Source organism: Actinomadura sp. KC345, assembly GCF_004348515.1.
Classification (GTDB): domain Bacteria; phylum Actinomycetota; class Actinomycetes; order Streptosporangiales; family Streptosporangiaceae; genus Spirillospora.
In genome coordinates, this window is record NZ_SMKH01000008.1 from 16,866 (window position 1) to 37,527 (window position 20,662).

At 71.5% G+C, this 20,662-nt stretch carries 29 protein-coding genes; 25 read left to right on the top strand and 4 right to left on the bottom strand.

Annotation, left to right across the window (positions count from 1 at the left end; translation table 11 throughout):
- Nucleotides 1-3: 3 nt before the first annotated feature.
- The 4 genes from E1281_RS02515 (at nt 4) to E1281_RS02530 (ending at nt 4,183) form a co-directional block, all read left to right on the top strand.
- Nucleotides 4-270: a DUF3039 domain-containing protein gene (locus E1281_RS02515; RefSeq protein WP_207943064.1), complete on the top strand. Its 267-nt coding sequence runs from the start codon at nt 4-6 to the stop codon at nt 268-270.
- 212 nt (nt 271-482) lie between these two features.
- Entirely contained in the window at nt 483-1,442 is a 960-nt protein-coding gene (locus tag E1281_RS02520) for a zinc metalloprotease (RefSeq protein ID WP_243716504.1), read from the top strand.
- Nucleotides 1,443-1,478: 36 nt separating this feature from the next.
- On the top strand, nt 1,479-3,221 hold the full coding sequence (locus E1281_RS02525) for a DEAD/DEAH box helicase (RefSeq protein WP_131875520.1): 1,743 nt from the start codon (nt 1,479-1,481) through the stop codon (nt 3,219-3,221).
- Nucleotides 3,222-3,565: 344 nt separating this feature from the next.
- Entirely contained in the window at nt 3,566-4,183 is a 618-nt protein-coding gene (locus E1281_RS02530) for a hypothetical protein (protein ID WP_131875473.1), read from the top strand.
- Between the two features lie 18 nt (nt 4,184-4,201).
- On the opposite strand, the gene E1281_RS02535 is transcribed toward E1281_RS02530, so the two are convergent.
- Entirely contained in the window at nt 4,202-4,618 is a 417-nt protein-coding gene (locus tag E1281_RS02535) for a MerR family transcriptional regulator (RefSeq protein ID WP_131875474.1), read from the bottom strand.
- 28 nt (nt 4,619-4,646) lie between these two features.
- On the opposite strand from E1281_RS02535, the gene E1281_RS02540 reads away from it, so the two are divergent.
- The 4 genes from E1281_RS02540 (at nt 4,647) to E1281_RS02560 (ending at nt 7,449) form a co-directional block, all read left to right on the top strand.
- Nucleotides 4,647-5,396, top strand: a complete 750-nt coding sequence (locus E1281_RS02540) for a methyltransferase domain-containing protein (protein ID WP_243716506.1) — start codon at nt 4,647-4,649, stop codon at nt 5,394-5,396.
- 290 nt (nt 5,397-5,686) lie between these two features.
- Nucleotides 5,687-6,061, top strand: coding sequence for a metalloregulator ArsR/SmtB family transcription factor (locus E1281_RS02545; protein WP_131875476.1), 375 nt, complete (start codon nt 5,687-5,689; stop codon nt 6,059-6,061).
- Nucleotides 6,058-6,774, top strand: coding sequence for a cation transporter (locus E1281_RS02550; protein ID WP_131875477.1), 717 nt, complete (start codon nt 6,058-6,060; stop codon nt 6,772-6,774). Before E1281_RS02545 ends, E1281_RS02550 begins: the two co-directional genes overlap by 4 nt.
- 486 nt (nt 6,775-7,260) lie before the next feature.
- On the top strand, nt 7,261-7,449 hold the full coding sequence (locus tag E1281_RS02560) for an SEC-C metal-binding domain-containing protein (RefSeq protein ID WP_131875478.1): 189 nt from the start codon (nt 7,261-7,263) through the stop codon (nt 7,447-7,449).
- Between the two features lie 74 nt (nt 7,450-7,523).
- Here E1281_RS02560 and E1281_RS02565 read toward each other — a convergent pair whose 3' ends face one another.
- From E1281_RS02565 to E1281_RS02575, 3 genes are read right to left on the bottom strand one after another with little or no spacing between them, the layout of a single operon-like run.
- The gene (locus E1281_RS02565; protein WP_131875479.1) at nt 7,524-8,045 is read right to left on the bottom strand and encodes a gluconokinase; all 522 of its coding nucleotides are present in this window, start codon (nt 8,043-8,045) and stop codon (nt 7,524-7,526) included.
- Nucleotides 8,046-8,047: 2 nt separating this feature from the next.
- Nucleotides 8,048-8,629: an isochorismatase family protein gene (locus tag E1281_RS02570; protein ID WP_131875480.1), complete on the bottom strand. Its 582-nt coding sequence runs from the start codon at nt 8,627-8,629 to the stop codon at nt 8,048-8,050.
- Between the two features lie 55 nt (nt 8,630-8,684).
- Entirely contained in the window at nt 8,685-10,034 is a 1,350-nt protein-coding gene (locus tag E1281_RS02575; RefSeq protein WP_131875521.1) for a nicotinate phosphoribosyltransferase, read from the bottom strand.
- A 97-nt stretch (nt 10,035-10,131) separates the two neighbouring features.
- On the opposite strand from E1281_RS02575, the gene clpS reads away from it, so the two are divergent.
- From clpS to E1281_RS02655, 17 genes are all read left to right on the top strand, one after another.
- Nucleotides 10,132-10,428, top strand: a complete 297-nt coding sequence (clpS, locus tag E1281_RS02580) for an ATP-dependent Clp protease adapter ClpS (RefSeq protein WP_131875481.1) — start codon at nt 10,132-10,134, stop codon at nt 10,426-10,428.
- A gap of 47 nt (nt 10,429-10,475) precedes the next feature.
- Complete coding sequence (locus tag E1281_RS02585; protein WP_131875482.1) at nt 10,476-11,012, top strand: DUF2017 domain-containing protein; 537 nt, start codon at nt 10,476-10,478, stop codon at nt 11,010-11,012.
- Nucleotides 11,013-11,148: 136 nt separating this feature from the next.
- Complete coding sequence (locus E1281_RS02590; protein WP_131875483.1) at nt 11,149-12,072, top strand: MEDS domain-containing protein; 924 nt, start codon at nt 11,149-11,151, stop codon at nt 12,070-12,072.
- 26 nt (nt 12,073-12,098) lie between these two features.
- Nucleotides 12,099-12,953 carry an MEDS domain-containing protein gene (locus tag E1281_RS02595; RefSeq protein WP_131875484.1) on the top strand — a complete coding sequence of 285 codons (855 nt, stop codon included), beginning with the start codon at nt 12,099-12,101 and terminating at the stop codon, nt 12,951-12,953.
- Nucleotides 12,950-13,390 (top strand): MEDS domain-containing protein, encoded by a 441-nt coding sequence (locus E1281_RS02600; protein WP_131875485.1) that lies wholly within the window; start codon nt 12,950-12,952, stop codon nt 13,388-13,390. Before E1281_RS02595 ends, E1281_RS02600 begins: the two co-directional genes overlap by 4 nt.
- A gap of 5 nt (nt 13,391-13,395) precedes the next feature.
- On the top strand, nt 13,396-13,788 hold the full coding sequence (locus tag E1281_RS02605) for a hypothetical protein (protein ID WP_131875486.1): 393 nt from the start codon (nt 13,396-13,398) through the stop codon (nt 13,786-13,788).
- Between the two features lie 43 nt (nt 13,789-13,831).
- Nucleotides 13,832-14,248, top strand: coding sequence for a M67 family metallopeptidase (locus E1281_RS02610; RefSeq protein ID WP_131875487.1), 417 nt, complete (start codon nt 13,832-13,834; stop codon nt 14,246-14,248).
- 60 nt (nt 14,249-14,308) lie between these two features.
- Complete coding sequence (locus tag E1281_RS39925; RefSeq protein ID WP_165958759.1) at nt 14,309-14,476, top strand: hypothetical protein; 168 nt, start codon at nt 14,309-14,311, stop codon at nt 14,474-14,476.
- A gap of 94 nt (nt 14,477-14,570) precedes the next feature.
- Nucleotides 14,571-14,843: a MoaD/ThiS family protein gene (locus E1281_RS02615; RefSeq protein ID WP_131875488.1), complete on the top strand. Its 273-nt coding sequence runs from the start codon at nt 14,571-14,573 to the stop codon at nt 14,841-14,843.
- Nucleotides 14,844-14,863: 20 nt separating this feature from the next.
- Nucleotides 14,864-15,811 carry a cysteine synthase gene (locus E1281_RS02620; protein WP_131875489.1) on the top strand — a complete coding sequence of 316 codons (948 nt, stop codon included), beginning with the start codon at nt 14,864-14,866 and terminating at the stop codon, nt 15,809-15,811.
- Between the two features lie 135 nt (nt 15,812-15,946).
- Nucleotides 15,947-16,738, top strand: coding sequence for a thioesterase family protein (locus E1281_RS02625; RefSeq protein WP_131875490.1), 792 nt, complete (start codon nt 15,947-15,949; stop codon nt 16,736-16,738).
- Nucleotides 16,739-16,880: 142 nt separating this feature from the next.
- Nucleotides 16,881-17,720 (top strand): glutamate racemase, encoded by an 840-nt coding sequence (gene murI, locus E1281_RS02630; protein ID WP_131875491.1) that lies wholly within the window; start codon nt 16,881-16,883, stop codon nt 17,718-17,720.
- A gap of 30 nt (nt 17,721-17,750) precedes the next feature.
- Nucleotides 17,751-18,500, top strand: coding sequence for an MBL fold metallo-hydrolase (locus E1281_RS02635; protein WP_131875492.1), 750 nt, complete (start codon nt 17,751-17,753; stop codon nt 18,498-18,500).
- A gap of 20 nt (nt 18,501-18,520) precedes the next feature.
- On the top strand, nt 18,521-19,255 hold the full coding sequence (rph, locus tag E1281_RS02640) for a ribonuclease PH (protein WP_131875493.1): 735 nt from the start codon (nt 18,521-18,523) through the stop codon (nt 19,253-19,255).
- Nucleotides 19,252-19,875, top strand: a complete 624-nt coding sequence (rdgB, locus tag E1281_RS02645; protein WP_131875494.1) for an RdgB/HAM1 family non-canonical purine NTP pyrophosphatase — start codon at nt 19,252-19,254, stop codon at nt 19,873-19,875. Before rph ends, rdgB begins: the two co-directional genes overlap by 4 nt.
- A 137-nt stretch (nt 19,876-20,012) precedes the next feature.
- Entirely contained in the window at nt 20,013-20,216 is a 204-nt protein-coding gene (locus tag E1281_RS02650) for a hypothetical protein (RefSeq protein WP_131875495.1), read from the top strand.
- Nucleotides 20,217-20,448: 232 nt separating this feature from the next.
- Complete coding sequence (locus tag E1281_RS02655) at nt 20,449-20,652, top strand: hypothetical protein (RefSeq protein WP_131875496.1); 204 nt, start codon at nt 20,449-20,451, stop codon at nt 20,650-20,652.
- Nucleotides 20,653-20,662 lie beyond the last annotated feature (10 nt).

Genomic DNA, 20,662 nt, shown 5'->3' on the forward strand with positions numbered 1-20,662 from the left:
GACGTGAGTACGAAGATTCTTCCCGACGGTGACACCCAGAGTGATGTCCGGCCGGACCTCTCGCACGGTGACGGCGACCACGAGCGGTTCGCCCACTATGTGAAGAAGCAGAAGATCACCGAGAGTGCCGTGAGCGGCACGCCGGTGATCGCACTGTGCGGCAAGGTCTGGGTGCCGAACCGGGATCCGAAGAAGTACCCCGTCTGCCCCGAGTGCAAGGAGATCTACGAATCCATGCGGTCGGGCGGCGACGGCGACGGCGAGAAGTGAGTAGGCCGCCCGGGGGCGGCTGAGGGCGCGCCGCCCGCTTCGGCGTGCGCGCGGACGGTCCCGCGGCCGGCGTTCCACCGCCGGGATGAAACCCGGTGGCGCGCCCGCCGCGGGACTTGGTGTTTTCCAGAACATACGGGGGATGAATGCGGCGGCTGGCCGGGGTTTCGGTGTGCGCACTACTGGTCACGGTGTGTGCTGTTTCAGGTTCGGTGAGTGACAGGACGCGGATCCGGGCCGCCCCGGCGGCGGAACGGGACGACGGGTGCGTCCCCGACCCCGCCGCACGGCGTGCGGGCGCCCGGCCGCACGACCACGCCGACCTCGGCCGCGAGCAGGTCGTCGCCATGCTCGGCGACCTCCGCCGGACGCTCCACGACCGTTTCGGCACGTCCGACGAACGGCGCCTCGACTCCACACTGCGCAAGGCGCGGCGCGTCGTCGTCCCGGTGCGGTTCCACGTCGTCCACAGCGGACGCGAGGGCCGGCTGTCGAAGAAGGCCGTCCGGCGGCAGATCTCCACGCTGAACGCCGCGTACGGAGGCAAGAAGGGCGGTGTGGACACCCGCGTCAGGTTCCGCCTGGCCGGTTACGACCGGACGGGCAACCCGTCCTGGTTCCACCACCCGCGGAAGCACGAGAGCCCGATGAAGAAGCGCCTCCGCGAAGGAGGACGCCGCACGCTCAACGTCTACACGGCCGCCGTGGGCACGGACGTCCTGGGCTACTCCACGTTCCCCCAGTGGTACCGGGAGGACCCGCGCATGGACGGCGTCGTCATCGACCACCGCAGCCTGCCGGGCGGGTCGTTCCAGCGGTTCGACCGCGGCTACACGGCCGTCCACGAGATCGGGCACTGGCTCGGCCTGTTCCACACGTTCGAGAACGGCTGCTCCTCGCCCGGGGACGGGGTCGCCGACACCCCGTACGAGGCGAGCCCCGCGCAAGGATGTCCGCACTCCCGCGACACGTGCCCGCAGAAGGGCCGCGACCCCGTCCACAACTTCATGGACTATGCCCACGACGCCTGCATGAGGGAGTTCACCGCAGGTCAGGGCCGTCGTATCCGGGCGGCCTGGGCCGCCTACCGCGCCCGTCCGAGCGGCCACCGCGGTGTGGATCTGGGCACACGTGAGGCGGCGGGGGCCCATTCTGTCGGCGGGGCTCGGTAGCCTCGGATGACCGTGAGCACCTTTGCCGCATCGAACATGCCTCCCGCCTTCCCCGAGCGGGCCGCCTGGGGGACGGCGTCGTCCCTGCGCGCCTGGCAGCAGCAGGCGCTTGAGGCGTACTTCGGAGCGGACGGTCAGCAGCCCGGCCCGCGCGACTTCCTCACCGTCGCGACGCCCGGCGCGGGCAAGACGACGTTCGCGCTCCGCCTCGCCCGCGAGCTGATGGAGCGCCGCGTCATCTCCGCGATCACGATCGTGTGCCCCACGGAGCACCTCAAGCGGCAGTGGGCCGAGTCGGCGGCCCGCGTCGGCATCAGGATCGACCCCGAGTACCAGAACGGCCAGGGACCCGTCGGCAAGGACTTCCACGGCGTCGCCATCACCTACGCGACCGTCGCCGCGCGTCCCGCCCTGCACCGCAACCGCACCGAGTCCCGCAAGTCGCTGGTCGTCTTCGACGAGGTGCACCACGCGGGCGACGGCCTGTCCTGGGGCGACGCCGTCCGGGAGGCGTTCGAGCCCGCGGCCCGCCGCCTCGCGCTGTCCGGCACGCCGTTCCGCACCGACATCAACCCGATCCCGTTCGTCCAGTACGACGAGGGGCCGGACGGCATCAAGCGCAGCCGCGCCGACTACACCTACGGCTACGGTCCCGCCCTCGCCGACGGCGTCGTCCGCCCGGTGATCTTCCTGGCCTACGCGGGCGAGATGCGCTGGCGCACCCGCGCCGGCGACGAGATCACCGCGACCCTCGGCGAGCCGCTCACCCAGGACCAGACCGCCCAGGCCTGGCGCGCCGCGCTCGACCCCAAGGGCGACTGGATCAAGCAGGTCCTCGCCGCCGCCGACCGGCGCCTCACCGAGCTGCGCCGCGTCATCCCGGACGCGGGCGGCCTGGTCATCGCCACCGACCACGAGACCGCCCGCGCCTACGCCAAGATGCTGCGCGCCGTCACCGGCCAGGGCGCCACGGTCGTGCTCTCGGACGACCCGGGCGCGTCCAAGAAGATCAAGCAGTTCGCCGACACCGAAGACCGCTGGATGGTCGCGGTCCGGATGGTCTCCGAGGGCGTCGACATCCCGCGCCTGTCCGTCGGTGTGTACGCCACCTCCACCAGCACGCCGCTGTTCTTCGCACAGGCCATCGGCCGTTTCGTCCGCGCCCGCAAGCGCGGCGAGACGGCCTCGGTCTTCCTGCCGTCGGTGCCGACCCTCATGGGGCACGCCTCCGACATGGAGGAGGAGCGCGACCACGTCCTCGACCGCCCCGTCCGCGAGGACGGCCTGGACGACGAGCTGCTCGCCGAGGCCAACCGCAAGGAGGACACGCCCGACGTGGGCGAGGAGCTCCCGTTCGAGACGGTCGAGGCGTCCGCCACGTTCGACCGCGTCGTCTACGACGGCGGCGAGTTCGGCATGCACGCCCAGCCCGGCTCCGCCGAAGAGGAGGAGTTCCTCGGCATCCCCGGCCTCCTGGAGCCCGACCAGGTGTCGGCCCTCCTGCGCAAACGCCAGGCCGCCCAGATCGCCGGCGAACGCAGGCGCAAGACCGGCGACCCCCGCGACGACCGCACCGCCGCCGAGGACATCGCCACCCTCCGCCGCGAGCTGAACGGCCTGGTCGGCGCCTGGAACCACCGCACCGGCAAGCCCCACGGCGTCATCCACACCGAACTCCGCGCCGCCTGCGGCGGCCCCGCCATAGCCCAGGCCACCGCCGAGGACATCCAGAAGCGCATAGCCAAAATCCGAGACTGGGCCACCAAACGCCGCTCCTGACCAGGGGAAGCCTCACGGCGTCACCGCGGCCTTTCGGGCTCGCGCCACCCCACGCGATCCCGAAGAATGCCATCGAGAATGCCCGGTGCCCCGACGGCCCGACTCGCACGGGTATTCGATCCAACGCGGAACTCCGCAAAATCCATCGCCTGCCGAACCGCATTGTTGTGACGCTCAATGCCGCGTCCTCGGCCGCCTCCGCGAAGGTCCGAAGCGGCGCCCCCGTACTGAAAACTGTCCAGTGCTAACTGCTTATGGCAAGGGATCGGTTGAAGTCGAGTCGCAGGGTGTGGGAGAGTGCGCCATGAGTTGCATTAATCGAACACGGTGAGAGGTGCGCGGGTATGGGTGCCGACATGGAAATGGCAGAGTTCGCGCCGGGATTCATCGCGAGCAAGTGGGCTCCCCACCTGCTCGGCGGCTGGTACAGCCCACCGCCTGAAAAGGTCAGCTGGGCCGGAGATCTCGTCGTGGTCGACACTGTGGTGCGCTGGACGAGCCCCGAACGCGAGAACGAGGGGGCCGGAGCGTTCGTCCATCGCGTGCCGGACGGCACCTACCCCGTGTACGTGAACGCCGGCGTGCCCGAGGGCGAGGGCGAACCGGGGCGGTATCGCGTGGACACGCTCTTCATACCTCTCGCGGGACCTGAGCGGTTGCGCACGACGAGATGGAGTAGCGGCTACGACGACGTGGGCCAGCTACTCGGGGACTACGCGTGCCTGCGGAGCCAGGGCGCGAGCCGTGGCGAGCAGAGCGCGATTCTCAGGGCGAAGCAGACCCTGCTGTCCGAAGAGTCCCGCACCCGGACGGACAATTGGACGAATGAGGTCGTCGATCCGGAGACCGGTGCCAACATCCTCTCGTTCCCGGTGGCTCCCTATGGCGAGGTGCACGGTTTCGAAGCCCTGAGCGAAGACAATGAAATCCTCGCCCTTCTGTTCCTCACCAACCACGATTGATCCGGGTGACCGGGTAGTCTACTCGCTTCGTGGGGCGCGCGTGCCTATTCGGTCGGCTACCAGGGATTGGTAGTTGGGGCATTCGGTGATGTCCTCGTGGTCGCAGTTCAGGCCGCCTTCGATGAAGTTCAGGGCGGCCTGCATCTCCGCTATTCGCCGGGCCAGGTCATCGCGGTGGCGGCGCTGGATGTCGCGGCGCTTCTCGACGTCGGCGGTCGTCAGGATGTCGCGGATGTCGGTGAGGGCGAGGCCCGCCTCCTTGGCGAGCAGGATGCTCGCGACCCGGTAGAGGTCGGAGCGGCCGTACCGGCGGCGACCTCCGGTCGCGCGCTCGGGGGAGAGAAGGCCCATGGTCTCCCAGTGGCGCAGCACGTGCGTGGCCAGGCCGAAGTGCCCGGCCACCTCGCCGATGCTCATGGTCGCGCTTGACTTCATGTCGACATTAAGTCGCAGCATGGCGTGCATGTCCAACGAAGCGATCGAGGCCCTCATCCCGCAGCTCGACGCCGTCGACGAGAGTCCCGGCGCCGCCGCGCTGCGCGCCCGCTCGTACGAGCTGCTCCACGCCGCCCCGGGCGCCCCCGTGGTCGACGTCGGCTGCGGCTCCGGGCGGGCCGTCGCCGAGCTGGCGGATCGGGGCATACCGGCGACGGGGATCGACGTCAGCGACCAGATGATCGAGGTGGCGCGGAAGCGCCGGCCGGACGGCGAGTTCCGCGTCGGCGACCTGCATGCCCTGCCGTTCGAGGACGGGGAGGTCGCGGGCTACCGGGCCGACAAGGTCGTCCACACGCTGGCCGACCCGGGACGGGCGCTCGCCGAGGCGCGGCGTGTTCTCGCTCCGGGCGGGCGCGTCGTCCTGGCCGGGCAGGACTGGGACACCTTCGTGATCGACTCGGCCGACCCGGAGCTCACCCGCACCATCGTGCGGAAGCGCGCCGACCAGGTGGCGTCGCCGCGGGCCGCCCGCCAGTACCGCAACCTGCTGCTGGACGCCGGCTTCCGCGACGCGACGGTGGAGGTGCACACGGGGGTGTTCACCGACGCCTCGTTCCTGCCGCTACTCACCCGCCTCGCCGAAGTCTGCTGCGAGCACGGCGCGGTCACGCGGGTGGAGGCGGACGCGTGGATCGCCGACCAGCGCGAACGCGCCCAGGCCGACCGCCTGTTCGCGGCCGTCCCGATCTTCATGGCGGCGGCGACCAACCCGTGAGCGGGCTCGTCCACCCCGAGCACCCGGATTCGCTTCCACCGGTCTCAGGTGGTCCGCACGCGGCTGTCGTCAGGCCCGGAGGCGCAGTCGGGTCCGCCGGGACGGCGGCGGCGAAGGAAGCCAGGACCGAGGCCGCCTGGCCACCTGATCTGCGGTTTCAACATGCACACCGCCCACTGGTGGCGTCGGATGGGCAGGGCGGGATGTCGGCGCTTCGCGGCCCGGGCACGCCTTGACGAATTACGTACGGCGGATATCATCACGGTATGGCGATTGATTCTGATTGTGGAATGACTTCCTTGGACGGGTTGGCGCCGGCGGCCGCGCTGTTCCACTCCCTGGCCGATCCGGTTCGGTTGTCCGTCGTCCAGCGGCTGGCTCGCGGCGAGGCGCGGGTGGTGGACCTGACCCGTGAGCTGAAGCTGGCGCAGTCCACGATCTCCAAGCACCTGGCCTGCCTGCGGGGATGCGGCCTGGTGGACTATCGCGCCGAAGGCCGCCAGTCGTTCTACTCCATCGCCGCACCCGAGTTGCTGGACCTGCTGCGCTCGGCCGAGCATCTCCTCGCCGCCACCGACCGCGCCGTCGCGCTCTGCCCGACCTACGGCACCGCCGCCGGCCGGCAGTCGGGTGCCTGCACGCCCGATACCCAGGCGCGACCATGACCACGGTGTCACCGGCGTCCTCGCCGTGGCGGCGGGCGGTGCTGGCGCGGCGGGTGCGTTGGCTGGTGGCCGCCACCATCACCTACAACGTCATCGAGGCCGTCATCGCGATCGGCGCCGGGACCGTTGCCTCGTCGGGCGCGCTGGTGGCCTTCGGGCTGGATTCGGTGATCGAGGTCGCCTCAGCGGCGGCGGTCGCGTGGCAGTTCTCCGCCCGCACCCCGGAACTGGTCGAGCGGCGTGAGAGGCGTGCGCTGCGGATCATCGCGGTCTCGTTCTTCGCGCTGGCGGCCTACGTCACCGCCGACTCGGTCCGCGCCCTGGCCGGGGGTGGGGAAGCCGAGCACTCCACGCCCGGACTGGTCCTGGCCGCCTTGTCACTGGCCGTCATGCCGTTCCTGTCGGCCGCGCAGCGCCGGGCAGGCCGCGAACTGGGTTCGGCGAGTGCGGTGGCCGACTCCAAGCAGACCCTCCTCTGTACGTACATGTCGGCCGTGCTGCTGGCCGGGCTGGCGGTCAACAGCCTGTTCGGCTGGGTCTGGGCCGACCCGATCGCCGCGCTGGTCATCGCCGCCGTCGCGGTCAAGGAAGGCCGCGCGGCCTGGCGCGGCGACGCCTGCTGCACCATTCCCACCCCGCCGACCGGCGCCACCGCCGAGAGCACCGACGACGCCTGCGCCTCCTGCAAGCCCGGCTGCGCCTGCTGTTCCTGACGCGAATGGTGGGCCAACATCCCGGCGGAACGCGGTGAAGCACGGCCGCCGCACACGGTTCCGGCAGCTGATCTCCGGCTTCCCCACCGGGAAACTCAAGGCGCGGCTGACCTCGATGGCCGCCGAGCAGGGCCTGGCGATCGTCGCGGTCGACCCGGCCTACACCTCGAAATGGGGCGACCAGCCCTGGCGCAAACCCCTGTCCACCAGCAAACGTCAGATGACCCGCCATGACGCCGCCTCGGTGGCGATCGGCAGACGCGCCCTCGGACACCCGATCCGGCGACGGACGACACCGCCCCCGCAGCACCAGAGCGATGCCGCGGGGCATCGGACCGTCCAGGCCGAACCGAGTGTCCGCAGGCGTGAGGAAGCCCGCCCACCGGTTACCGGGCATGCACACGATGCACGTCCCGGAACCAGGACACACCGAACGCGGGCAACCAGCGCATCCAACACCGTTCGGGATACGCGCAGTACCGGGCCATGGGTCCAAGACCCACTCCTGGACACTGTTTAGAAACGGTTCCCCTTAGCGAGACCAAGGTCAAGCGCGGCGACCGCACGGTCGGCGTCGACACCGAGCTGGTCGAGAAGATCGGCGGCAACGACCCCTGCCCGTGCGGGTCCGGGCGGCGCTTTCCGGCGCTGCTGCCGTCCCACCGGACGTTATGACGGCGTCCTCGGCCACTACTACGTCCGCGACTGACGGTGGTTCCGCGTCGAGATCCAGAGCTGACCGGGCGCGGTCAGTGCCGGCGGGGGGCGAGGTGCAGGGAGGCCAGGATGTGGGCGACCGTCTCGTCTGGGGTGCCGGTGATGGGGGCCGTGACGACGTCCTCGTCCGGGGCGGGGAGTTCCAGGTCGGCGAACTGGGTGTCCAGGAGGGTGGCGCTGAAGAAGTGGCCCTTGCGGGCCTTCATGCGGGCGGCGATCGTGTCGCGGTCGCCGTCCAGGAGGACCGTCGCCACCGCTTCGCGGTCGCCCGCGAGGATGTCGCGGTACTTGCGTTTGAGGGCGGAGCAGGAGACGACGCCGGGGCGGTCGGTTCTGAGGCGGTCGTCGATCCAGGCGGCGATGGAGGTGAGCCAGGGGAGGCGGTCGGCGTCGGTCAGCGGGTGGCCCGAGCGCATCTTCTCGATGTTGGCTTCGGAGTGGAACTCGTCGGCCTCGGCGTAGTCCCAGCCGAGGCGTTCGGCGAGCTTGGTTCCGATGGTGGTCTTGCCGCTGCCGGACACGCCGGCGATCAGTACGACCCGGGGGGTGGTCATGATCAGGTGATCACCACCGGGGCGCCGGACAGGGCGACCTTCTCCTGGGCCAGCTCGTCCAGCGCCCGGTCGACGGTGGGCTTGGCGACGCCGGCGGTGAGGTCGAGCAGGACGGTGGTGACCAGGCCCGTGCGGGCGGCGTCCACGGCGGTGGCGCGGACGCAGTGGTCGGTGGCGATGCCGACGATGTCCACGGTGTCGACGCCGCGGGCGGCGAGCCAGTCCGCGAGCGGGATCTCGTCGTCGGAGACGCCTTCGAAGCCGCTGTAGGCGGCGGTCTCGCGGCCCTTGCTGAAGACCGCCTCGATGGGGGCGAGGGCGAGGTTGGGGTGGAAGTCCGCGCCCGGCGTGCCGATGACGCAGTGCGGCGGCCACGAGTCGACGAAGTCGGGCGCCTCGGCGAAGTGGTCGCCGGGGTCGAGGTGGAAGTCCCGGGTCGCCACGATGTGCGCGTAGTCGGACCGGTGCCCGGCCACGTACCCGGAGATGGCCGTGGCCACGTCCGCCCCGCCGGAGACGCCCATCGACCCGCCCTCGCAGAAATCGTTCTGCACGTCCACGATGATCAGAGCCTTCTTGCCCATGACCGCTCCCTGTCCCGGTTACTCCTGACGCTACCTCAGCACCGCTGAGCCGGGGTCACCTGCGCGGGCCACCGTTGACGAACTCCGTGGGGACGGCGGGTTCACCCTTGGAGAGCTGCTTCGCCGTCGGCGGCAGTTCCGCGACCGACCGTGCGTGGCGTTCCCTCATCGCGGCCAGTGATTCACGTCCGACGACCTCGCCGTCCCGCACCAGCGGCACCTGGAGGACGCGGTCGCGCGGGCCGGGGGCCGGTTCGCCGGTGGAGACGGTCTCGGCGTAGGCGGCGCCGTGGCCGTCGATGCGGCGGACGGCGGTCTTGCGTCCGCCGCGGCTCGGCTTGCCGGTGGAGCGTTTCGCCACCGGGCGCATGGGGGCCTCCTCCTCGGGGCCGTCCGACCGGGCGACGAGCTTGTAGACGAGGGACGCCGTGGGCGCGCCCGAGCCGGTCACCAGGGACGTTCCCACGCCGTACCCGTCCACGGGGGCGGCGGCCAGGGCCGCGATGCCGTACTCGTCCAGGTCGCCGGTCACCACGATGCGCGTCCCGTGCGCGCCCAGCGAGTCGAGCTGGTCGCGGACGCGGAGCGCCAGGACGCCCAGGTCGCCGCTGTCGAGGCGGACGGCCCCGAGCGACGGCCCGGCCAGGTCCACGCCGGTGCGGACGGCCCGCTCGACGTCGTAGGTGTCGACCAGGAGCGTGGTGCTCTCGCCGAGCGAGGCGAGCTGCGCCTCGAAGGCGTGCCGTTCGCTGTCGTGCAGGAGGGTGAACGAGTGCGCGCTCGTCCCGGCGGTCGGCACGCCGTAGCGGCGGCCCGCCTCCAGGTTCGAGGTGGTGGCGAACCCCGCGATGTAGGCGGCGCGGGCGGCGGCCACGGCGGCGCGCTCGTGGGTGCGCCGCGACCCCATCTCGATGAGGGGGCGGTCCTGGGCGGCCTGCGCCATCCGGGAGGCGGCGGACGCGATCGCGCAGTCGTGGTTGAGGATCGACAGGACGAGGGTCTCCAGGAGGACGGCCTCCCCGAACGTCCCCTCGACGACCAGGATCGGCGATTCCGGGAAGTAGCAGTCGCCCTCGGCATAACCCCAGACGTTCCCGGTGAAGCGGTACCGCTCCAGCCACTGCACCGTGGGCTCGTCCACGATGTCGTTGGAGGCCAGGAAGTCCAGCTGGGCGGGCTCGAAGCGGAAGGACTCGATCGCGTCCAGCAGCCGGCCCGTGCCGGCGACGATCCCGTACCGGCGGCCCGCGGGGAGGCTCCGCGCGAACACCTCGAAGACCGCGCGCCGATCGGCCGTCCCGCTGCGCAGTGCGGCCTGGAGCATGGTCAGCTCGTACTGGTCGGTCAGCAGGGCGGTACCGTCACCTAGGTCCACACGTGGCACTCTAGGCCCCGCAGGCACCATGATCGTGCGGGGCATCGCACCCGGACGGAGCAGTCGCGCATAGCATCGGGTTCGAGGGCGGACCGACGCGGAGAGGGGGAGACGCGGAATGAGCGCCATGAGCACGGCGCCCGCGCCCGTCGAACTGGAACGGCCGGACGCCGAGGAGGACGTCAGCGCGGACCGGCCGTGGCTGGCCATCGTCTGGAACGACCCCATCAACCTGATGTCGTACGTCACGTACGTGTTCCAGGCCGTCTTCGGCTACCCGAAGACCAAGGCCGAGAAGCTGATGCTCGACGTGCACCACAAGGGCCGCGCGGTCGTGGCCAACGGCACCCGCGAGGAGATGGAGCGGGACGTGGAGATCCTGCACTCCTACGGCCTGTGGGCGACCGTGAAGCGGGACGACTGAGCCCGTGGGCGGAGCCATTCGATGAGCCGTCTGGAGCGGAGCGAGCCGTGAGCCATGTGAAGAAGACCCGCCAGGGCATCAGGGTGCGGCTGGAGGCCGAGGAGATCGCGCTCCTGCGCGCCCTGATGGAGCAGCTGCTCGCGCTGCTCGGCGACGCTCCCGGTGAGGACGACGAGCTGGCCTCCGTGGGCATCTCCGAGAACGCCACCAAACCGGACGACCCGGTGCTCGCGCGGCTGTTCCCGGACGCCTACGGCGACGACGGCGACGACGGCGAGGCCGCGGGGGAGTTCCGCCGCTACACCGAGATGGGGCTGCGCGACGGCAAGCGCGAGGCGGCCGGGGTGGTGCTGGGCGCGCTGGGCGGCCCCAAGGCCGACATCTTCCTGGACGAGAAGCAGGCCCAGGCGTGGCTGCGGGCGCTGAACGACGTCCGGCTCGCGCTCGGCACCCGGCTCGACATCACCGAAGAGTGGTACGAGGAAGCGGAGAAGCTGGATCCGAAGGACCCGCGGGCCCCCATGTTCGCGGCCTACGACTGGCTCACGATGCTGCAGGAGAGCCTCGTCCGCGTCCTCTGGTGACCGTCTCCGGCGTCCGCACTCGGTCATAACGGACATCACCGATTGTCGGGACGGCGATGCGGAGGGTCGCTAGTGTTGCCTCCAGGGGGCGTTCCACAGCCTGCCCCGGCGGGCCCGAGACCACTCGGAGGCCGCCATGTCCGCGGCGAGCACCCATCACAAGCCGGTGGGCAGGATGGAACTGGGCGACCATCTCGCCCTCATCTTCGACGACGACGGCGAACGGCGGTCGATCATGGCCGCCTACGCGCGTGACGGAGTCCGCGCGGGCCAGAAGGTCATCTACATCTCCGACGCCGTCCCCGCCCGGGAGGTGCTCGGCTGGCTCCTCGCCGCGGGCGAGGACGCCGGCTCCGGCACCGACGACGAGTTGGTCGATCTCACCGATGCGATGAACGCCGGGCACTTCGTCGTGCGGACCGCCGAGGAGACGTTCCTCGCGAGCGGCCGGTTCGACCCGTCCGCGAGCATCGAGCTCATGGCGACCGAGATCGACCTCGCGCTCGTCCAGGGCTACCAGGGCGTCCGGATCGCGGGCGAGGCCAGGTTCTCGCTGCGCCGCTGGCCGGGCACCGAGCAGTTCGGCGACTTCGAGCGGATGCTGGACGAGGTCTTCATGACCACCGATCTGAAGGCGATGGCCATCTGCCAGTTCGACCGGCGGTGGTTCGACGACGTCCGGCTCGCGGAGGTCGAGGTCGGCCACATGGGACGCGTCCGGGCCAACGACTACTACGACGACGGCTCGCTGCGCATCACGCCGATCTTCAGCCCGCCCGGCGCCGAGCTGGCCGGGGTCATCGACGGGTCGACCCGTCCCGCCGCCGAGTCGGTGCTGGCGTCGATCACGACCCGGACCGGCCTGCTCTGCCTCGACCTCGGCGGCGTGACGGGCTGCGACGCGGACGGGCTGCGCCTGCTGGCCGGCGCCGGCCGCCCGGACCGGGGCGAGGGGCGCGGGCTGCTGCTGCGCGGCGTGCCGCCCGCCCTGCGCGACCGGCTGCACGCCGAGGGTCTCGTCGACGCCCCGGGCATCTCCATCGAGCACCGCACCCGGTGACGCGAGGCGCCTTCTGAGGAGGTCGCATGGCTCCCGAGCAGGCCCGTGACCGGCCGGGCGAGCCCGTCCGGCCGGTCGGGGCCATGCGGCCCGGCGATCATCTGTGCCTGGCCTACGTCAACGACGAGGAGCGGCACGCGGTCCTGACGGCGTTCCTCAACGACGGACTCCGCGCCGGCGACGCCCTGATCTACCTGGTGGACGACGCGCCGGCCGGCTCCGCCGCGGGACGCCTCCGCGACGGCTTCGGGGCCGCGCTCGACGACGGCCGGCTCACGGTCCTGCCCACCGCCGGAACCGACCTCGGCGCGGTGATCGACTCCGCCCTGGCGCGCGGCCACCCGGCGGTGCGCGTCACGGACGAGGCGTCCCCGTCCCTGCGCGGCTGGCCCGGCACCGAGCGGTTCGCCGAGTACGAGGGCGCCCTGCACCGGGCCGTCACGCGGCGGGCGCGGCCCGCGATGGCGCTGTGCCAGTACGACCGCCGCTGGTACGCGGGCGACCATCTGCGCGAGGTGGAGAGCCGCCACGGCGGGCGTGCCGGCCCCGACGCCGTGTTCGACGACGGCGTCCTCGAGATCGTCCCGCTGTTCGCGCCTCCCGGCCTGCGGCTGTCCGGCGCGATCGACGAGTCGACCCTGCCCGCGCTGGTCGAGGCGCTGCGCGACGTCGACGCCGGAACCGCGCACCTGTGCCTGGACCTGTCCGGGCTGGACTTCTGCGACCTGGACGGCCTGCGCACCCTGATCCGCGCCAACGAGACGAGCAGCGTCCTCGACCGCCAGGTGATCCTGCGCTCGATGCCCGGCTGCGTGAAGCTCATGCTGCGCGTCTCCGGCTGGGAGACCGCGCCCGGCATCGTCGCGGAGGCGGCACCGTGATCGAGTCAGGCACACCGGAGCAGGGGACCGTCGCGCGGGACGTGCTCGTCCACCGGGCGCTGCTGTACGGGTCGTGGAGCGAGTTCCTGCTGACCGCCGTGCCGTTCCTGCGCGCCGGGCTTCAGGCGGGCGACGCGGTCGTCGCGATCGTCGCGCCGCCGGTGGCCGGTGCCCTGCGCGAGCGGCTCGATCAGGGGACGGCCACGGCGGTCGAGTTCCTCGACCCGGCGGAGTGGCTCGGCGGCCCGATGCACGCGCTCGCGTCCCTCCATGACCGCGTCCCTCCATGGCCGCGTCCCTCCATGACCGCGTCCCTCCATGACCGGGCGCGCGGCGACTGGTGGCCGCGCGGGCGGCTGCGGCTGCCGGCCGAGCCGGTTGGGACGGCCGCACGCCGCTGGAGACGCGGGAGTGGAAGCGCCACGACGCGCTGCTGAACGTCGTGTTCGCCGGAACCCCGACGCGGATCGTGTGCGCCTACGACACGGCCGCGCTGCCGGAGCTGCGGGACTTCTTGTCGGACGAGGCCGCCCGGCTCGGGCTGCCGCGGGAGCGCACGCTCCCGTTCGTGCTGGCGGCCAACGAGGTCGCCACCGGCATCGTCCGGGACGGCGGCGGGCGCGGCGCGCTGTGGGTGTGGGCGGAGGGCGGCGAGCTGATCTGCGACGTCACCGATCCGGTGGGCGCGCTGACCGAACGGTTCCCCGGCTACGAGCCGCCGGGCGCCAAGGGACACGACCCCGCGATGTGGGCCGTCCGCCGCCTGTGCCACATCGTGGAGCCCCGCTCGACCCCCCACGGCCTCCAGGTCCGCCTCCGCCTCAAGCTCACCTGACGGCGGGATCCGGATCGTGCGCGGTGCCCGGTAGCCTTTCAGCATGCTGACGATCGAGCGTGCTCTGGTCGAGAAGATCGTCGCGCATGCGCGCGCCGACCACCCCGACGAGGCCTGCGGCGTCATCGCGGGCCCCGCCGGCTCGGACCGGCCCGTGCGGTACGTCCCCATGGTCAACGCCGAGCGGTCTCCGACGTTCTACCGGTTCGACTCCCAGGAGCAGCTCAAGGTGTGGCGCGAGATGGACGACCGGGACGAGGAGCCGGTGGTGATCTACCACTCGCACACCTCCACCGAGGCGTACCCGTCGCGCACCGACATCTCCTACGCCTCCGAGCCGAACGCCCACTACGTGCTCGTCTCGACCCGCGAGGACGACGACACCGAGTTCCGGTCGTTCCGGATCGTGGACGGCGAGGTGACCGAGGAAGAGGTCGCCGTCGTGGACGCCTACAACTGACACGGGCAACTAGGACGGGCAACGAGGACGGGCACCTGAGCACGGGCGGCCGGGTACGGCTTGGACGCGGCGGGAATCGTCATGGTGGCGGCCGGTAAACTGGTCGACATGTGGACGAGCGGGTACGGGACGGGCGGCCGGCGCCGCGCCGGATTCCCCGCGGTGCCGCCCGTACAGAGCTTCCTGTTCGGGCACTCGCGCGCCGAGGTCGTCTACGACTGTCGCTGACGCGCCGCATCCGCCTGGAATCAACCCGCTCCCGGCCCGGTTGTCGACCGATGAGGGCGGGGAGCCCCGTACGACGTAGAAGGAGATCACCGCGATGGCGATCGAGGTCCGCATTCCGACGATCCTGCGCAACCTCACTGATGGCTCCAAGGCCGTGGAGGGCAAGGGCGCCACACTGGACGAGCTGTTCAGCGACCTGGACTCGCGCCACGCCGGCCTGCGCGACCGGCTGGTGGACGACAAGGGCCTGCGCAAGTTCGTCAACGTCTACCTCAACGACGAGGACGTCCGCTTCCTCGGCGGGCTGGAGACGGAGGTCGCCGACGGCGACAACGTCACCATCCTCCCGGCCGTGGCCGGCGGCTGAGCCGGGGCTGGACGAGGCACATGCGATTCGACTCGCTGCTGGACTCGCTCGGCCGCACACCGCTGGTCGGCCTGCCGCGGCTGTCGCCGCGCGACGACGTCCGGCTCTGGGCCAAGCTCGAGGACCGCAACCCGACCGGCTCGGTGAAGGACCGTCCCGCCTTCTACATGATCGAGAAGGCGGAGAAGGAGGGGTTGCTCACACCGGGCTGCACGATCCTGGAGCCGACGTCCGGCAACACCGGCATCTCGCTGGCGATGGTCGCCAAGCTGCGCGGCTACGAGATGGTGTGCGTGATGCCGGAGAACACCTCCGCCGAGCGCCGCCAGCTGCTGGAGATGTGGGGGGCGCGGATCATCTCCTCGCCGGCGGCCGGCGGATCGAACGAGGCCGTCCGGGTGGCGAAGGGGCTGGCGGAGGAGAACCCCGACTGGGTGATGCTCTACCAGTACGGCAACGAGGCCAACGCGCTCGCGCACTACGAGACGACCGGGCCGGAGATCCTGGAGGACCTGCCCACGGTGACGCACTTCGTCGCCGGGCTCGGCACCACGGGGACGCTGATGGGCGTCGGCCGGTACCTGCGCGAGCAGGTGCCGGACGTGCGGATCGTCGCGGCGGAGCCCCGCTACGGGGATCTGGTGTACGGGCTGCGCAACATCGACGAGGGCTTCATCCCGGAGCTGTACGACGAGTCGGTGCTGACCACCCGGTTCTCGGTCACCTCGGGGGACGCGCTGCGCCGCACCCGCGAGCTGCTGGAGCAGGAGGGCGTCTTCGCGGGCATCTCGACCGGCGGCGCGCTGCACGCGGCGCTCGGCATGGCCGCGAAGGCGGTCAAGGCCGGGGAACGGGCCGACATCGTCTTCGTGATCGCCGACGGCGGCTGGAAGTACCTGTCCACCGGCGCGTACGGCGGGACGCTGGAGGAGGCGGAGGCGCACCTCGAAGGCCAGCTCTGGGCCTGACCCCGCCGCGGACCTGGCGGACCCCGACCGCCGTGGCCTGCCGTCCGGCACGGTAGAGTCCCGAACGAGATTCTAGAACGGTGCCGGACGGGCGGGCCCGCGCCCGCCCGTCCGGCAGGACGCAGGAGTGTGCGGATGAGCGGGTTCGGCGACGCGACCGCGGTCAAGCAGGTCGGCGAGGGCCGGTACGAGATCGTCCTGGACGGCGGCTACGCCATCGGCGAGGCGCTGAACGGCGGCTACCTCATGGCCGTGCTCGCCCGCGCCGCCGTCGACGCCTCCCCGCACGCCCACCCCGTCTCGACCGCGACGAACTTCCACCGGGTCGCCAAGGCGGGCCCCGCCGAGGTGATCGTCGAGCCGCGCAAGGAGGGCCGGACGGCCGCCGCGTCGCGGGTCGCCCTCGTCCAGAACGGCCGCACCGCCATCGACGCACTGATCACTACCGGGACCCTCGACGCCGCCGCCGAGCCGGACTGGTCCGGTGAGGCGCCCCCCGCGATCCCCCCGCTGGAGGAGTGCAGCGACCTGCACCCCCCGGCGGGCCGCGGTTTCGCCGACCAGGTCGACATGCGCTTCGACCGCTCGACGATGGGCTGGCTGGACGGGCAGCCGACCGGGCGTCCCGAGGTCCGCGGCTGGTTCCGGCACCGCGACGAGTACGCGATCGACGCCTACTCCCTCGCGCTCGCCGTGGACGCGCTGCCGCCGGTCGCGCTGAACCTGGGCGCGAAGGGCTGGGCCCCGACCGTCGAGCTGACCTGGCACATGCGGGCCGTGCCGGTGCCCGGCTGGCTGGCCGTGCACGGCACCGGACGGCTCCTCGCCGACGGCTGGTTCGACGAGGAGGTCGAGGTGTGGGACGCCGCCGGCCGGCTCGTCGCGCAGAGCAGGCAGCTCGCCCGGGTCCCCCGCACCGGCCCCTGACGCGATCCACCGGCGTTTCGCGGGTACTTCGTGCCCGGAACACCGCGCACGGTCTGAACTGGACGGTTTTCCGGCATGTGACGGTGTGATGTCCAACGCATGACGCACCCGTGGCGGGCCATCTCGCTTAGCCTTGTGCACCATGTCAGCTGTATCCCGGGGGGACGGCCTCCCGGACGCCCCCATCGGGATCTTCGACAGCGGTTTCGGTGGGCTCACCGTGGCACGTGCCATTCTCGACCAGCTGCCGAACGAGCCGATCGTCTACCTGGGGGACTCGGCCCGCCAGCCGTACGGGCCGCGTCCCATCGCGCAGGTCCGCGCGTACGCCTTGGAGATGCTCGACGAGCTCGTCGACGAGGGCGTGAAGATGCTGGTGATCGCCTGCAACAGCGCCAGCTCGGCGATGCTGCGCGACGCCCGGGAACGCTACGACGTCCCGGTCGTGGAGGTCATCAACCCGGCGACCCGCCGCGCGGCCCGGGCCACGTCCAACGGGCGGGTGGGGCTGATCGCCACGGAGGCCACGGTGAACAGCCGCGCCTACGAGGACGCGTTCGCCGCGGCCCCGCACATCGACCTGGTCAGCGCGGCCTGCCCGCGCTTCGTCGAGTTCGTCGAGGCGGGCGTCACCATGGGCGGGGAGCTGCTGGAGGCGGCCCGCGGCTACCTGCGCCCCATCGTGGACGCCGGCTGCGACGCCCTCATCCTCGGCTGCACCCACTATCCCCTGCTCACGGGCGTCATCTCGTATGTGGTGGGAGATGGGGTCACACTGGTGTCAAGTGCCGACGAGACCGCGAAGGACGTGTATCGCGTGCTGCACGATCGGGGCTTGGCCCGGGACGAGGCGACGCCACGCCCGCGGCACCGGTTCCGCGCGACCGGGGACCCGGCCGTGTTCGCCGACCTCGGCCGCCGGTTCCTCGGCCCGGAGATCGGCTCGGTGGAGACCACGGCGGGCAAGGCGCTGACGACCTGATTCCTCGGGGATCCGAAGGAGGAGTTGAGCGTGCGGGTCACTGTGATCGGCTGCTCCGGCAGTTTCCCGGGGCCGGACAGCCCCGCGTCCAGCTACCTGATCGAGGCGGACGGGTTCGCGCTGGTGCTCGATCTCGGCAACGGGGCGCTCGGCTCGCTGCAGCGCTTCCGCTCGCTGTACGAGATCGACGCCGTCTGCATCTCGCACCTGCACGCCGACCACTGCCTGGACCTGTGCGGATACTGGGTGGCGCGCACCTACCGGCCGGGCGGCCCGCCGCCGCCGATCCCGGTGCACGGCCCCTCCGGCACGGCGGCGCGGATGGCGCGGGCGTACGACCTCGACCCCGAGCCCGGCATGACCGGGACCTTCGACTTCCGTGCCCTGCGCCGGGGCCCCTACGAGATCGGGCCGTTCCGCGTGACGACCGCGCTGATGCCGCACCCGGTCGAGGCGTACGCGTTCCGCATCGAGCACGGCGGCAGGACCGTCGTGTACTCCGGTGACACCGGCGCGTCCGACGATCTGGTCGAGCTGGCCACCGGCGCCGACCTGTTCCTGTGCGAGGCGTCCTTCCTGGACGGTCCCGGCCTGCCGTCCGCGCTGCACCTGACCGCCCGCGAGGCCGGGGAGCACGCCGCCCGCGCCGAGGTCGGGAGGCTCGTCCTCACCCACCTGGTGCCGTGGAACGACGCCGACCTCTCGCTGAAGGAGGCCAAGGCGAGCCCTTACGACGGCGCCGTCGAGCTGGCCCGCGTCGGCGCCCAGTACACGCTCTGAGTGCCGCTAGGGTGGAGCGCATGCCTCGCCCCGATGACCGTGCGTCCGACCAGCTCCGTCCCGTCCGCATCCAGCGCGGGTGGCTCGACCACGCCGAGGGGTCGGTGCTGGTCGAGTTCGGCGCCACGCGGGTGCTGTGCGCGGCGTCCGTGCAGGACTCGGTGCCCCGCTGGCGGCGCGACAGCGGCCTCGGCTGGGTCACGGCCGAGTACGCGATGCTGCCCCGCGCGACCAACACCCGCAATGACCGCGAGTCCGTCAAGGGGCGGATCGGCGGGCGCACCCACGAGATCTCCCGGCTGATCGGCCGCTCCGTCCGGGCCTGCCTCGACTTCAAGGCGCTCGGGGAGAACACCGTCCAGCTCGACTGCGACGTCCTTCAGGCCGACGGCGGCACCCGCACCGCCGCGATCACCGGCGCGTACGTCGCGCTGGCCGACGCGGTGAGCTGGATGCGGGGGCGTAGGCTCCTCAAGGGCGACCCCCTCATCACCTCGGTCTCGGCGATCAGCGTCGGCGTCGTGGACGGCGAGCCCCGACTGGACCTGTGCTACGAGGAGGACTCCGCCGCCGGGACCGACATGAACGTGGTCTGCACGGGCGACGGCCGGTTCGTCGAGGTGCAGGGCACCGCCGAGGGCACCCCGTTCGACCGCGCCGAGCTGGACGCGCTGCTCGACCTCGCGGCGGGCGGCTGCGCCGAGCTGACCCGGCTCCAGGCGGAAGCCCTCAGCACGGAGATTCTCACCCGATGACGCGGATCGTCCTCGCGACGCGCAACGCGGGCAAGGTCGCCGAACTGGAGCGCATCCTCGGCGGCCTTGACGCGATCGGCTTGGAGGTGGCCGGTCTCGACGAGTTCCCCGGCGCGCCCGACGTGGCCGAGACCGAGCTGACGTTCGAGGGCAACGCCCTGCTGAAGGCCCGCGCGATCGCCGCGTTCACCGGCCTGCCCGCCGTCGCCGACGACTCCGGGCTGTGCGTGGACGCGCTGAACGGCATGCCCGGCGTCCTGTCGGCCCGCTGGTCGGGACGGTTCGGCACCGCCACCGGCGACCGCGACACCGCCAACCTGCGGCTCGTCCTCGACCAGATCGCCGACGTCGGCGACGGACAGCGGGGAGCGGCGTTCGCGTGCGCGGCCGTCCTGGTCGTCCCGGGCGGTGCCGAGCACGTCGTGCAGGGACGCATGCGCGGCACCCTCCTCCGCGAGCCGCGCGGCTCCGGCGGCTTCGGGTACGACCCGATCTTCGTCCCCGACGGCGAGACCCGCACGAACGCGGAGATGCCCGCGGAGGAGAAGAACGCCATCAGCCACCGAGGCAAGGCGTTCCGCGCCCTGGCCGGCATCGTCTCCGGCATGGATCTGCCCTGACCCTCGCGTGATCGGACTGTGAGGTGCGCGACCCCCGCCGCGTGTTGCGTCCGGTCGTCCGCAGACGACTGTCTCTGATGTCACACGGTGACCGTCGGATCAACGGGTTCGACGATGGACGACAAAGGAGAGAACCCATGCCCACCATCACGCTGCGCGCGGTCAACGTCCCGGACAAGGGCGAGATGGGCAAGCGCAAGGTCAAGGCCGTGCTCTGCACGGAGCTCGGCCTGCCCCTCAACGCCGCCGTGAGTATCCGGGTGATCACGTGGAACTCCTCCCCTCAGATCGGCGGCGGACTGGAGTTACACACGAACGTGAAGGTGGAGTACGACCTCTAGTCCACCTTCCCTGCCGTCCCGTCGCCTCCCCGTTTCACGCGGGGAGGCGACGCTCTTTTCGGAGCCGCGATGGAGCGGCACCGTGACCCGGCGATCACGATCGGTGTGTGAAGCGCGCCACACGCGCTGGGCATTGCGTCCGGTCATCCGCGGCCGGACTGTCTCTGGTGTCACATCGTGACCGTTGGATCACAAACAGGGTCCAGCGAAGAACAAACAAGGAGAAGACAGAATGGAGACCACAACGCTCCCCGCGGTCAAGGTCCTGGACAAGCACGAGCTGGGCCAGCGCAAGATCAAGGCCCTCCTCCGCGAGAAGCTCAGCCTGCCCGGCGACGCTCCGGTCAACCTGCTGAACGTCACGTGGAGCTCTCACCCCACGATGGACGGGCTGTACGAGCACCACGAGAACGTGACGGTGGACTACTCACTGTGACCACCGTCGC